We start from the raw sequence: 13,692 nt of genomic DNA, 5'->3' as shown, positions 1-13,692 counted from the left end.
CGGTGCCGAAATCGTGTTCTCATGACTTATACCTCGCTTATTGCCTAGTGGTATTTGAGAAAAATTCTGGAGCAGGGCGTCGGGTCGGTGGTGGCGACTCGGACAAACAGTATGGTAGTGAGGCGCTGAATGCCCGCGCACCCGCTATGCTATGGCGGACGCCGGAAGTTGCGTCGTGATGGACGTTGGGCGCGTAGCTAGTGTGGAGTCTAATGGATGGGATCAGAACGTCATCCAATAGATTGTAATAGTTTAATACGTGATTTATTTTTAAAGTCACTGTCCGGAACAGGAACGATATTGCGATGTATTTTGCGATCACGTGCCGCGCCATCGGCGAAATTTCCTGAATTCAACGATCCTGTTAGCGAATGAAGAGCGCCGCTGCGGAAAATCCTCCCACTCCTCGGGCGCATAGTAGGAAAGGCTTACCGGGAATCAGATCGTCGCAGTCGACGAGATTGATGAATGGATCGCTGACCGTCACATGTGCGATGCGGGCGAAGTTGTCAGTAAACAGGCATCGTGCTGGAAGACCAAGCGATGCAACAATTCGGCGCCAGGTTGGCAGATCCAGATGGGAAGGCAAGATGCGCTGAATCTCTGCCGGTGGCACATTTGCTTCGGCGCTGACTTGCGTCGCGAGTCGACGCGCCGCAAAGAAGTACTGAGCTGCGAAACGCGATTCATCTTCTTCCAGTGTGCCGCGCCAACCTTCTCCGCTCGCGTGAAACGCCAGCGAGATCAATCGATTGACAGAAGCATCGCGTTCGACGAGCACAGCACATGCGCCGTCGCTGAGCAATCCGGCCCCGGCTATTGACCGGTCGCTTGCGAGGGGCATGACGTCGGCGCCGACCAGCAGGGCGCGGTTGATGGCCGGACGGGCGGCAAAGATCGCGCGAATGATCCGTAGCGCACCCAGTGATGAGGCGCAATGCTGTTGCGCAAACGAGAATGCCTCCGCCTGCTCGAAATTAAAGTGTTCGCATAGCAGGCGTGGCAAGGACAGCGGCGGTGGGGCGACGCTGCCTTGAAGCGTATGAACGTAGACAAGAAAGTCGATCGTGTCGGGCGCAAGCTGGGTCGCATGAATGAGCGATTTGATGGCGTTAGTGGCTAGCGAGAGCGCAGTGTGTCCCCGAGCGTCGTAGAAGGCGCGCACCCCCGCTTCTTCGAGGCGTTTGATGGTCTCGGCGGACTGTTTCGTTCGTTGGCCCCAGCTGCGAACGTCATCGACCGGCTCAGGTAGGTAGTAAGCGGTATGGACAATCCCGATGGATACGCTCATGGCGGGTTGAGATATACGAGCGGCCTGCCATGTGATTCGAACAATGCGCAACCGACGAAGCCGCCTAGGCCGACGCCCCACGTCAGGATTCGCTCGCACACTGGCAGGTCGTGAGATTCGAGTACATCGGCGAGCTGCACGATAGGTTCGGCTGCGCCTAGATAGGCGTGGCGGTGGTCGGAAAATTCAATGAGACGGCGACTGAGATGTCGGCAAATAGCTTCATCAAGTTGCGGATCTATTCCTGCTCCTACGACGGTGCCAACATCGTTCGGTTCAAGCTCGTGTCGGAGCAGTATCGTGTCGATCGTCGATCGCAGCGCCGGAACCCAATCTGTGCGGATATCTTGGCTCGAGAGCGGGGCGGGTGTCGCGAGCCGGTGGAGGCGGCTGGCGCGCGCGTCGATCACCTTCAGTCCGCAAGACGCGGGTCCGGAGCGCTCCACCATGATGGCACCGGCCGCGTCGCCCTGCACAGTTCCCTGATCGGTCCGTCGCGAAAACGGCGCACACCATTTTTCTGCAGCGACGATCAAGATGGTGTGGATTTCGGGCTCAGCAATCAGCAGATCGCTGGCCAGCTGCAGCGCCGTGAACGTGGAGGCTCCCTGCTGTTGGGAGACGGCGAACGGGAAGCAGGGCGCGCCGATTACTGCGCGCAAGCGTCCAGCAGTCGTTGTGGATACATGCTCGTTGAGGCTACTGTGGCAGAACATTGCAATATCGATCGGCGCTGCATTGGCTGGTCGCGCTGCACATATTGTCTGCGCTACTTTGGCGGCGAGCCCGGATAGATCGGTATCGCGCTCAACAGGCACACAACGAGTTTCGTCCGCCGCTGCGTTGACTGCAGCGCTTCTGGTTGCAGCCGCTTTCTTTGTGGGGTGGGGCGCGTAATCGGCTTGCCACGACGCGACCCAAGCGTGCCAACCGGACCGTATCGAAGCACCACGCGTCGGCTCGATTTCGCACCCACGAGGTACTGCGGCTGTGCTCGGCACATAGCTGGCAAGTGCCGTGATCATGGGGGTATTCATGGTGCCCGTGGTAGCGCGTGGTCCTCGGGCAGCAGGTCATAAAGGAGCCGCCCGACGCGCGTGCCATCGACGAGATGACAGTCTCGTTGCAGTCCGATCAGACGAAAACCCAAGCGCGCGAGTAGACGTTGCGACGGAACATTGCATTCGACAGCCCATGCTGTGATGCACCGCAGCCGATCACGGGCGAACGCTTCATGAAGGAGGTATGTCGCGGCGTTGTAAGCCATATTGACGCAGATTGGCCGCAACCGATCGCGAAGGATCCAGAATGAGCCCGTCGCGAAGCGATGCGTGACGTCACTGACGGCGACCACACCGCTCGGCACTGCATAGCCAACCGAACCGAACACGCGTATTCGATGCTGTCTGCTATGGACCATCGCTTGCACCGCCAATGCGGGCAGGGCTTGGCGGCCGAGCCCGAAGTCGAACCACCGACTGATGGTCGGCTGGGCGAGCCAGGCGACGATGTCGTCGATGTCATTCGGCCCTGGTTCGCGTAACCAGCAATTGGCGGACGTTGCATGTGATGCAGCGTTGTCCATTGAGGGCTGAAGCGTGCCATCCGTAGGGGCACAGCCATTCATACGTCGACCTCCTCATTCGCGTCCCGCGGCTCCGAGAGCCAGCCGAGCGCTGTATCGACGCGCAGCAGGAGTTGGGCAAACCAATGGCTGGTCTGGAAGCGGGCTGCCGGCGGGAGGCCTTCAACATAACCGTGGCCGCCGCAAAGCTGCACGAATTCACGACTGACGTTGACCGACTCGGCCGCGGCGTGTCGCAGTAACTGACGGACCAGCGCGACTGGCGCCGACGGGCGGGCTGCACTGATCGCTTGCAAAAAAAGATGGGTGCCATGGGCGGCGATCAGCATGTCGGATAATCGCGCCGCGACGAGTTGATGGTTTGCCAACGGCTTTCGGAACGCTTGCCGAGTCGCCGCGTAATTGAACGCGAACCGGATGCTATGTTGCATGGCGCCCGTCGAGAGCGCAGCGAGATAGAGGCCGATTTCCGTCAGGTACGTTTGCGCGGGAGGAGTGCTATCGCAGTCGGCTCGCGCAATCACGGCGAGCGGCGTTTCGGCCACGGCCTCGTCAGAATGCAATTGCTCCAACACGAGGGCGCCGAGCGTGGCGATGTCTGTCGATCTCGAAGATCGCTGATGACGCGGACGCTCGGTGAGGAGGAGGCGTCGCTTGTCATCTATTCGCATGGTGAGGGTCATCGCGCTGCCCAGTGGACCAAGTTGCCATATTGTTGCGTTGTCGATGCCGGGCACGGACAGCGCGATCGCTGTTGTGCCATCGAAATACGCCTGAACAGGCCGAGCCAAAACCGGACCGAGCGCATTGTGCGTCCGGAGCACCATGAGCGCGGGTGCGGTCAGCGTCAACTCCAATGCACGCTCAAGCGGTCCAGCGGCGAGCGCTTCGACAACAAGTGCTAGACCGTGACGGTCGATTCCCAGGCCGCCGTGTTCCTCGGGTAGGACCATTGCTCCAAGATCAAGTGTTGCGGTTGCGAGTCTGACGGTTTCTTGCCATGCTGCTACGCTGGGTGAACCGGTAAGCAACGGCTCCAGTCGGTCGCGCGCGAAGCGTTGGCTCGCGATATAGAGGTTGAGTTGATCATCGGTCAGTGCCCACGGCGCCGGGGCCGGCCCCGACGGGAAGGAATCAGGGGAGAACATCACAATCCTCCACAAAGAACGAGGGTGGTCAGACGAGCATCTCGATCGCATTCGGGTGGCCGAGAAAGTCCCCAGGGCTGGCCGAGCGTCCATACGCACCCGACTGGAAGACGACCACAAAGTCCCCAATGTGAGCCTTGGGAAGCAGCACGTCATCGGCGATCCGGTCGAGCGGCGTGCATAGGCATCCAACGATGTGGCAACGCTCCGTAGGGGCTTGTGTCTGGAGATTCCCGATCGCGACCGGAAAATTGCGGCGCAGGATCTGCCCGAAGTTCCCGGATGCAGCCAGGTGGTGGTGCAGGCCGCCATCGGTGATCAGGAACGTTCGGTCTCGGGATACCTTGCGATCGATGACGCGGCACACATAGATGCCGGCTTCTCCGACCAGGTATCGTCCAAGTTCCAGGGTCGTGCGTGTGTTCGGCAAACGATCGCGGAATACGCCGAGCCAATCGTGCATGGCATCGGCGACCGCAGCGAGGTCAAGTGGTGTTTCCCCCGCGAAATAGGGGATGCCGAAACCGCCTCCGAAGTTCACGTATTGCGGAGCGAGCGACAGGCCAGCGGCCAATCTCACGACGAGATCTGCGCTTTTCCGGTGAGCCTCGATGACGGTCGGGGCGTGCAGACACTGGGATCCCCAAAAAATGTGAAAACCGGCCAACGTCACTTCTCTAGCATCAAGCTCGCGCAGTAGCTCGGGCACCTGCTCCGCATCGAGCCCAAAAGGGGTGGCCCCGCCACCCATGCGCATGCCGCTGTGATCGACGTGAAAGTCCGGGTTGACTCGTATGGCGACCTTCGGCTGCACACCCAGCTCCCAGCCGAGTGCTGTCACGAGGTGCAACTGGGTGACCGATTCGAGGTGAATGTTGACACCGCTCGCGACGGCGCGACGCAAGTCGTCGCGGCTCTTGCCTGGGCCGGCGAAGCCAATCAGTTCTGCGGGCATGCCCGCATTTAGCGCAAGTGCCATCTCGTTAGCCGATGCCACGTCGAACCCGTCCATCTGTGGCGCGAGGTGATGGACGACCGCGGCCATCGGGTTGGCCTTGATCGAGTAATGTAGGTCGATACCGGCTGGCAGCGTATCGCGCAGCGTGCATACTCGCTCGTCGAGCGTTGCGCGATCATAGGCGAAGAACGGTGTGCGCCCTGCGCGGTCGGCCAAGCGATTGATCTCGACGCCGCCGACGGTGAGGACGCCGTTGTGCTCCCCAAACAGCCCGTTCACGACTGCCTCACTTCGGAGGCGGCGTCAGGGCTCGAGAAGGCGGCGCGCAATACGGCCCGATCGAATTTCCCGTTGGGGTTGCGTGGAACCGTCTCGCGAACCATGATGCGATGCGGCACCATGTAGCGCGGCAGATGCTCCGCACACCAGATCTGAAGCGTTTGAGCATCGAAGCCCGTGGCGGCCGGCACGACCAACAAGACGACGGCTTCTCCGAGTTCATCGTCAGCGATGCCGAAGGCAACCGCTTCCGTGACAAGGCCACTGTCATGAACGACTTCTTCGATCTCTTCAGGGCTGATGCGGTAACCGGAGCTCTTGATTTGCGCGTCGTTGCGCGCGACGAAGTACAGGAATCCTTCTGCATCTCTCCGTACCAGATCACCTGACCAGACCGCACGATCTCGTGGTGCGCCGCCCGGTTTCAGTTCGGGCGAAGGTCGATAGCGCTGGGCTGTGCGCGTCGCGTCGTTCCAGTAACCGAGCGTGACGCAGGCTCCGATATGGACCAGTTCTCCGGTTTCGTCGGGTCCACAAGGCGAGCCGTCATCGCGCACGACCAGAATCCGGGCGTTAGGGACGGCTTTTCCGATTGAATCGGGGCGGTGGTCCACCTCTGAGGGATCGAGAAAAGTTGAGCGAAATGCCTCGGTCAGGCCATACATCAAATAGGGTTTGGCCTGCGGAAACAATGCCCTGAGTTGCTGCAAGACAGGCGCCGGAAGCCTGCCGCCGGTATTCGCGAAGTAGCGCAATGTCTGGCGTGCCGTTTCGGGCCAAGCCGCACGAACCAGTTGCATCCATAAGGGCGGCACGCCTGTGATTGCTGTAATACGTTCGCTCGCGCAGGCATCAATGACATCTTGCGGCGCAAGATAATTGATGAGCACCGCAGTGGCCCCCATGGCCCAGGTGGATGTGAGCTGACTCAGGCCAGCATCGAAACTGAGCGGCAGGGCGGCGAGGATTCGATCGGATGAGGCGTGGTTCAGATAATGGGCAACGCTCCAGGCACCCTCGAGCAGGTTTCGGTGGCTTAGCATCACACCTTTTGGCAGTCCGGTCGAGCCTGACGTGTACAGGATGGCGGCCAGATCAGTGTCGACATTGGCCCATGCCGGTGAGTGCAGTGGCTTTTCACTATCCCGTTCCGTGCGATTTCCGCTTGCGGACTCGGGCCAGCTTTGAACGTGGGTTGTTGTTCGGAGATGTCGGCTCGCGGAGCCGGCATCGTCTACGATAATTGTGTTGGAAACGCCGGTAAGACCATGTTCGTCAAGGATCCGCGCGCGCAGCGCGCTGGTAATCAGGCAATCGGCACCGGAGTCGAGCAGGATGTGAGCGACCTGTTGGGGTTTGAGGAGCGGATTGATCGGAACGAACACGCATTGCGCGGCAGCTGCACCAAGCATCGACACGACGGTTTCGACACGTTTGTCCAGATAGATCGCAATGCGCGCGCCGGCCGTGAGTCCAAGCGCGTAGAGTGCATTGCCCATGCCTCGCGCGCGGTGAATCAGGTCCTGATAGGTTACTCGGGCGGAACCGCAGACGAGAGCTTCCGCGTCTGGTGTGCGGATTGCAGCGGCTTGCACGAGGTCGAGGACGTTTCTCATGATGGTATCCGGATCGAATGTCGAGCGTTGTAAGGAAATCGTTCAGGTGATCAGTGGCGGACCACCATGGCACCGAAGCAGCCAGCGAGACCACACGAAAACAGCAGCGACCAACCACCCGGTTCCCGGTTCGAACAGGTCTGGAAGTTGATGAAGGGATCGGCGCCAAAGACGTGGCCGACTGGCGCGAAGTTCGCCGTGAAAAGGCGCTCATGAGGGATGGCTAGCATTGCCATCAGCCTGGACCAGCCCGGCAGATTCGCGTGATGAGGCAGTACATGCGTGATCTCGCGTGTCGTAATGCCTGCTTGTTGGATGGCGGCCCGCATGGTGGTGAATGCAGACCAGTAGTACCGATCGTCGGGAACCGGCTGCAGATCTTCGTCGGTGCCGCGGAAGGATCGTCCGTCTGTGTACACGTGCAGGCCCGCAATGGCGTTTCGATGACCGTCTCGTTCGAGCAATAGCGCACAGGCACCGTCGCTATGGAGGGCAAGATCCTGGATTGCTCGCAGTCGGTCGCAGTGAGATCCGATCACATCGGCGCAGACCACAATCGCGTGCCGGATGGAGGGCCGTCGCATGGCGAGCGCCTGCAATACACGGATCGCGGCCATTGGCGAGACGCAGTGCTGCTGCGTGACTGAAAATGCCAGCGCACGGTTTAGATCTGTTTGGGACTGAATCTGTTGGGCAGTACTTGCTGGGGGCGCGATAACGCTGGTCTGAATCGTGTGCGTGTACACGAACGCATCTATTGTTTCAGGCGCCGTTCTGGTATCGCGCAGCAGGGACGATATGGCGTCGACGGCAAGCGTCACGGGGGATTCGCCGGCCGCGTCGTGGAACTGCGTTACACCGTTTTCGATCAGTGCACGCGCACGCGTCGACGGCTGGCCACATCGCTCCGCCCAGCGATGTGCATCCACGGTTCGATCCGGCAGACTGAATGCGATGCCAGACAGCGCAAGGGAGCTATTTTCTTGCGACGCAATCATGATCCACCTCCGCGAAATTCAAGGAGAGAGCAGCCGGCCTGCCCTTGGAAGCCGGTGGACCAAACGAGGGCATGTTGTCCCTCGCTAGGGTCGATCGACCGCAGCAGCGCGTCGAGCCGTGCAGGCGTGTCGGCGGCGCAGAAATGACCGGACGCGTCCATACGTATGTGGCAGACCCGTTCGGGCCGCAGTCCGCAACGTGTATTGGTTTCGTGAGCCAGTCGAGTATCGATTGGCGCCGGAAGTACCCAGTCGACATTGGCAGGTTGCACACCTGCGATTGCACACGTCTCGCTAATGACGTCCGCGAGCGTCGATAGGTAGGCGGGTTCGCGCTCACTTGCGAGAGGTGGGATTCCCGGTGTCCGTACGGTGAGCCCTCTCACGCACCATCCGGGGCCGGGGTGTTTCGCGATCAGTACGGCAGCGGCCCCGTCACTCATGTCGATCAGTGCACCGATCCGACGTGAGAACGGCCGGCGCCAGCGTTCCGCGGCGACAATCGCGACGGTATTCAGTCGGATGTCAGCCGCCATCATCGCCACGGCGATATCCAACGCCATCAGGAACGACACGCCTTGAAGCTGGCCAACCGCCAACGGTGCTCGGCTTGATCCAAGTTCGCTGTGGAGACGGCAGGCACACGACAATGCCAGATCATGCTCGAAGCTCGTTGTGCATACGATGATTTGATCGGGGGTGGACGCATCGATATGAGACGACGAATCAAGCAGCGTTCGCACGGTAGCAAGTGCCATGTCGGACAATGTCTGGTCGGGTTCCACAGCGACCCGGTTATCAGTAGCTCGTGATGCTTGCGGCAACGGAATACCGGCCACGCCGAATGGGGCACCACTGTCGCGCCACCGCAGCGTATCGGCATACACTGCTTGCATCACGTCCTCTCGTGCGGACCCACCCGAAACCATGAATGGTTCGATACGTGCATCGGCCGGGACATCGTGCTGTGGGATATATCGTGCCGTGGCGACAATGCGCGGTTCGGCGCCAGTGAAGTCAGTCGAGGGACGCATGGGATTCGACGAACGAGACGAGATTGCCGAAGCGCAGGAACAGATCGGCGGATAGATCTTCGGGCGCCAGCGTGAAGCCAAAGCGCTGCTCGAGTTGCAGCAGCAAGTCCGTCATATTCATCGAGTCCACGCCGACATCGAAGAGATTGGTGTCATCTACGATGAGATCGGTGCTTAGGGTGCTGCCAAGTACCGATAGCAAGCAGGCTTTTACTGTCTCGGACACGCTGGCGGAGCTGGGAGAGGCGGGGTGGGTTGCCATGAACGATCTCCAGTGCGAATTTCGGACGGGGTCAGGATGGGTGCGCTTCTGTAGAGCGGTGCGACGCGGAAGGGATGGCCTCCCAGGGAAGAGATGCCGAGCGTAGTGCGGAGCGAGCAATCATGAGCCGCTGCAGGTCTCCGGTGCCTTCCATGATGTCGAAGGCTTTTGCATCGCGATAGCTTTGCTCGAGCGACGGAAAGGCAGCGATACCGTCAAGGCCGGCGAAATCGATCGCCGCTCGGGTGATGTGGGCGGCTACCTGAGACGCATACGCCTTGGCCATCGACGCATCCACCGAAGTGGCCATTCCTTGATCGTTTTTCCACGCCGCATGTCGGCAGAGCAACTGGGCTGTAGTGATTTGCCGATCGATATCGAGCAGAGCTCCGTTCACATCGGCAGTGCGCTGGCGTTGATTCACAGGATGTCCGCCTGCTTCGAAGTAGGCCACGAGATCGTCGCGTACTCGTCGACATGCGCCGACCATGACCGCGGACAGTAGCGGGCGGAAGTAGTCCCATGCGTGTTGTGCGCCCGAAAACGCGTCGTCGAGGGTTTTTTCGTCACCGCGTCTGAGGAGCGCGTCGTCAGGTACTTCACAGTCGTTGTAGGAGAGAACTGCGAGCTGACTGGCGCGCAGCCCCACCATTTGCTCGACGCGATCGATGGAGAAGCCCGGGATATTGCGATCGACGTGGAACGCTCGAACGCCGAAGCGACCAGCGTGCCGATTGATGGTGGCGAACGTGATCACGTCGTCCGCGCGTGCGCCGTTGGTGATGAAGCACTTGGTACCGTTCAGTACCCAGCCGCGTGCCGTCTTGCGAGCGGTGGTCCGCATCGCGGTCGCATCAGAGCCGCAGTCGGGCTCCGTAATAGCAAACGCACCCCAGCGCGGTGTGTCACTGCGAAATCGTTTGAAAAAGTGGGTCTGTTGCTCGCCGCTGCCGAGTGCGAGGACGGGCGGCATTGCGAGGCCAGGGCCGGGCAGAGCGAGCGCTAGCGCCGCGTCGGCGTACCCGAGATATTCCATCAGTGTGGTGCGCGACATCAGTGATTGCACGTCCATGCAACCGCCGTATGCGGCTGGAACGAGATTCAAGTTCAGCGCAGGTACGTCCAAGGGTGCAAAAACTGCATCTGGAATCTGCCGTGTCCGGTCGGCTTCGGGGCCGTGCAAACGCATGCGTGCTGCAAGCTGATCCAGTTCCAGCCCGTCGGCCGAGAGGTTGGCCCGGATTGTCGCAAGCGTGGATTGCACCTGAGACGACTTCACCGACTCTGACATGAGGGATTTCTCCTGATGGCAACCAATATCGAGTGACCGACATGCACGGATGTGATCGGTACTCGACGCATGGCGTTCGGATTGCAGCGTAGGTCTTGGGCACTATCCCGGCTACTCCCAACGTTGGGAGGGAGGCTTGCATGGAGCCGGAAATCTGGCCGTGTCGGGCGCGGATGCCTGATAATGGCGCCGGGATACAGCAGTGAATGGCCAACGACGGACATGACCGATATGGCAGGGCGAAAACCGACAACCGAAAAGAAGATGCCGCCGGCGCAGCCGGATAAACGAGGCTCGCGCGCGATCAAGCGAGGCGACCAAGTGGCCGAGCAGATCAAGCGTTGGATTAACGACGGGCAGGCGCGACCAGGGAAACGCTTGAACAAGGAGGCTGAGCTTCAGCAAATGTTCAATGTCAGCCGAGGCTCGATGCGCGACGCGCTCAAAGCCCTAGAGATACAAGGGCTCGTGAGCCTGAGTACCGGGCCGGATGGCGGGGCAACGATCACACGTGTGCCGCTGGCCCGGGCATTCCAGTCGCTGCAGAACTATCTCTTTTTCGAGAGCGTCACGCTCGAGGACATTTATGCGGTGCGCCGCACGCTGGAACCCATGGTGGCTGCGGGCGCGGTCCCCCATCTAACAGACGCGGATTTTGAAGCGCTCGAGCGCAGTGTGTCCGTTTGTGAGCCGTTCGAAGCGCGTCACGCCGAGGCGCTTGACCAGCGCCACGAGGATATTCACTTCCACGATGTATTAGCTGCCGCGCATCCGAATGCGTTTCTGCGTAGCCTGTGCCAAATCATCAACCAGATGCTGCACACGCTCGTGATCGTGGCGGGAAACGTGACGCAGCAGGACTATCAGGCATTTGGACGGCACACGGTTGCCGCGCACCGTGCGATATTGGACGCCGCGCGACGCCGGGATGCCGAAGCGGTCGCGGCGCTCATGACCGAGCACATGGACGAGGCATATGCGCAACTGCGCACAGTGCACGCCGCGCTGCAGCAGAAGCTGGTGCTGGACTCGGAGTTGGACCTGAGTTCCGATCGTGACGCCGGCTAGAGCATGTAGGCGAGATCCAGTCCACTTCGGCTCCTGGCTCGTTAGGCAGGCGTTGCTCCGGCCGCAGCGGCGGAGAGCTCGCGTGTCAGCTCGCCGAACGGGGCGCGCCCAAACGCGCGTTCGAGCATATGGCTCGCCCACAACACCAATGCATCGGCATGGCGACCGCCTACTATCTGGATGCCGACGGGCAGGCGCGTGGCAGTCATCCCGGCATAGAGGCTTGCCGCCGGCAGTCCCAGCTGATTGCACCAAGCCGTGAAATGCGGAAACGACGCTTCGTTTGAACTTGCTTCGGTAAGTGAGGGGGCCACGTCGGGATACACCGGGCAGATGAGGAGATCGTGTCGCTCGAAAAACGCATTGACGGCGGCGCCCAGTTCTTCCCGTTCGATCAGTGCACCCAATAGCTCACCCCGCGAGATGCCGTTGCCGGCTTGCGCGTATGCCTGCAGCGACGGGTCGAGTTCTGCCCACCTGTCGGTCATACCGTCCGTGAGCTGACGGCAGCATGCGCGCCAAAGTGTTGTGTGGACCGCATTGCATTGCGCGACACCAGGCGGATCGGCGACGTGAACGAGTGCACCAAGTTCGCGAAACATCGCTGCAGTTCGTACCACAGCATCGTGGATTGCAGCCTCGGCGATGACAGGCAATCCGAGCGTGGGACTGCACGCAATACGAATACCGCCCGGAACGGGAAGGCATGACAGCCCGCGCGCATAGTCTGCTCCCTCGAACGGTAAAGCGTACCAGTCGCGGCTGTCCGGGCGGCTGATGATCGTTAGGATCTGAGCGGCGTCCTCAACGCAACGTGTCATCGGTCCGACATGACTGAGCAGACCGAAGGGGCCGCGAGGTGCGTGGGGCACGCGCCCAAAACTGGGCTTGAATCCGAAGACGCCAGTGAAGGAGGCTGGGATGCGAATGGATCCGCCACCGTCCGTGCCGATGGCCACTGCACCCATTCCGAGCGCAACGGCAACGGCGGCACCTCCGCTGCTGCCACCCGGCGTACGCGAGCGGTCCCATGGATTGCGCGTGGTGCCGGTGAGGGGACTGTCGGTGACGATCTTGTGTGCGAAATCCGGCATAGTCGTTTTGCCAAAGCAGATTGCCCCCGCCTCACGTAGGCGCGCCACGCTGGGACTATCGGATGCGGCGGCTTCAGGCATCGTCGCCCGCGACCCGTATCGCGTGGGGAGTCCGGCAACGGCGATGTTGTCCTTGATGCTGACCGGGACGCCGTCGAGTTGGCTGAGGGGCGCGCCACGTTGCCAGCGCGCCTCGGACGCCCGCGCCGATTCGAGAGCCTCATCGGCGACTTGGCAGAATGCGTTGACCGTCGGATCCAATGACTGGATCCGTTCCAAGGTGGTCTTCATCACATCGACGGGCGATGTCCGTCCGTTCGCATACAGCCCGCTAAGTTCCCACGCAGTCAGTCCGCATAAGTCGCTTCCCATGTCATTCTCCAATTAATTATCATAAATTAACGGTAGACGTGATCGGCCGAGTTTGTCAAGCTGTGGGGTATCCAGTCAGCGGGGGAGATTCCGGGTAAACGCTTGGACGGGGCACGTTGACGAGTGACCGTGGTGAGCGTAGATTTATGATAATAAATAGGTGATGCGCCAGCGTGATCCGCAGCGAAGACGCAGAATCCGTGACATGCCGCGCATTTCGGGGCGCAAGGTGTCGAGTCACCGAAATCGGCGACGCGTCGTTTGCTCGAGGGAACCGGGGCGTATTGGGAGGGTGTGTGGTGTCGCTGCCGGCACAGAGGGTGTTGTGATGCGCCCGATGAGGGGCGACTTTGAGCGCTATTCCTGCGCGAGTGCTTCCGCGCTCGCAACAAGTGCTCTTTTCTTTTCCTTGCTCAGTCGGCCGGCGATGGCAAGAAGGTTTGCGAGCAGGTCGTCGTCCTCATAGAGGAAGCTGGTGGGGACCAGCATCGCGCGCGCCAGACGTTGGCTGGTTTGAAGCGTGGGCGTATGTTTGCCCTTTTCGTATTGGTTAACGCGGGCGCTGGCGGAAAATTCGTCGATGCCAGCCTGGATGCCGAGCTGTTCCTGTGTAAGGCCCGAGCGCAATCGAGCCTGTTTCAGGCGCTTGGGAAACACGGAGGCAGAGGTGGCATCGCTGGACATGCACAGAGTGTC

13 protein-coding genes are annotated in these 13,692 nt (G+C 60.6%); 1 reads left to right on the top strand and 12 read right to left on the bottom strand.

The genetic code is table 11. The features are described from left to right. Positions 1-364 precede the first annotated feature (364 nt). The 10 genes from DIE17_RS21605 to DIE17_RS21560 all read right to left on the bottom strand — a co-directional run bounded on the left by DIE17_RS21605 (position 365) and on the right by DIE17_RS21560 (position 10,462). A complete protein-coding gene (locus DIE17_RS21605; RefSeq protein WP_124486363.1) occupies positions 365-1,291 on the bottom strand; it encodes a 3-oxoacyl-ACP synthase in 927 nt (308 codons plus the stop codon). After that, positions 1,288-2,316, bottom strand: a complete 1,029-nt coding sequence (locus DIE17_RS21600; protein ID WP_185633831.1) for a 3-oxoacyl-ACP synthase — start codon at positions 2,314-2,316, stop codon at positions 1,288-1,290. Before DIE17_RS21600 ends, DIE17_RS21605 begins: the two co-directional genes overlap by 4 nt. Positions 2,317-2,324: 8 nt before the next feature. Next, positions 2,325-2,876, bottom strand: coding sequence for a GNAT family N-acetyltransferase (locus DIE17_RS21595; RefSeq protein WP_254601396.1), 552 nt, complete (start codon positions 2,874-2,876; stop codon positions 2,325-2,327). Between the two features lie 38 nt (positions 2,877-2,914). Next, on the bottom strand, positions 2,915-4,024 hold the full coding sequence (locus DIE17_RS21590; protein WP_124486360.1) for an acyl-CoA dehydrogenase family protein: 1,110 nt from the start codon (positions 4,022-4,024) through the stop codon (positions 2,915-2,917). 28 nt (positions 4,025-4,052) lie between these two features. Further along, positions 4,053-5,261 carry a pyridoxal-dependent decarboxylase, exosortase A system-associated gene (locus DIE17_RS21585; protein WP_124486359.1) on the bottom strand — a complete coding sequence of 403 codons (1,209 nt, stop codon included), beginning with the start codon at positions 5,259-5,261 and terminating at the stop codon, positions 4,053-4,055. Continuing rightward, complete coding sequence (locus tag DIE17_RS21580) at positions 5,258-6,877, bottom strand: acyl-CoA ligase (AMP-forming), exosortase A system-associated (protein WP_124486358.1); 1,620 nt, start codon at positions 6,875-6,877, stop codon at positions 5,258-5,260. Before DIE17_RS21580 ends, DIE17_RS21585 begins: the two co-directional genes overlap by 4 nt. A gap of 50 nt (positions 6,878-6,927) precedes the next feature. Then, a complete protein-coding gene (locus tag DIE17_RS21575; RefSeq protein WP_124486357.1) occupies positions 6,928-7,875 on the bottom strand; it encodes a 3-oxoacyl-[acyl-carrier-protein] synthase III C-terminal domain-containing protein in 948 nt (315 codons plus the stop codon). Continuing rightward, positions 7,872-8,771 (bottom strand): 3-oxoacyl-[acyl-carrier-protein] synthase III C-terminal domain-containing protein, encoded by a 900-nt coding sequence (locus tag DIE17_RS21570; protein ID WP_254601397.1) that lies wholly within the window; start codon positions 8,769-8,771, stop codon positions 7,872-7,874. Before DIE17_RS21570 ends, DIE17_RS21575 begins: the two co-directional genes overlap by 4 nt. A gap of 121 nt (positions 8,772-8,892) precedes the next feature. Further along, positions 8,893-9,171, bottom strand: a complete 279-nt coding sequence (locus DIE17_RS21565) for an acyl carrier protein (protein ID WP_124486355.1) — start codon at positions 9,169-9,171, stop codon at positions 8,893-8,895. Between the two features lie 31 nt (positions 9,172-9,202). Then, positions 9,203-10,462: an acyl-CoA dehydrogenase family protein gene (locus DIE17_RS21560; protein WP_124486354.1), complete on the bottom strand. Its 1,260-nt coding sequence runs from the start codon at positions 10,460-10,462 to the stop codon at positions 9,203-9,205. A 231-nt stretch (positions 10,463-10,693) separates the two neighbouring features. On the opposite strand from DIE17_RS21560, the gene DIE17_RS21555 reads away from it, so the two are divergent. Beyond that, complete coding sequence (locus DIE17_RS21555; RefSeq protein ID WP_124486490.1) at positions 10,694-11,530, top strand: FadR/GntR family transcriptional regulator; 837 nt, start codon at positions 10,694-10,696, stop codon at positions 11,528-11,530. A gap of 41 nt (positions 11,531-11,571) precedes the next feature. Here the strand turns inward: DIE17_RS21555 and DIE17_RS21550 are convergent, their stop codons facing one another. Then, positions 11,572-13,008 (bottom strand): amidase family protein, encoded by a 1,437-nt coding sequence (locus tag DIE17_RS21550; protein WP_311767599.1) that lies wholly within the window; start codon positions 13,006-13,008, stop codon positions 11,572-11,574. Between the two features lie 345 nt (positions 13,009-13,353). Then, a complete protein-coding gene (locus DIE17_RS21545; protein ID WP_124486353.1) occupies positions 13,354-13,680 on the bottom strand; it encodes a helix-turn-helix transcriptional regulator in 327 nt (108 codons plus the stop codon). Positions 13,681-13,692 lie beyond the last annotated feature (12 nt).

It is taken from the genome of Burkholderia sp. Bp9099, from assembly GCF_003857805.1.
In the GTDB taxonomy this organism is placed as follows: Bacteria; Pseudomonadota; Gammaproteobacteria; order Burkholderiales; family Burkholderiaceae; genus Burkholderia.
The sequence above is the reverse complement of the archived record's forward strand: the minus strand, read 5'-3'. Positions and strand labels throughout refer to the sequence as shown.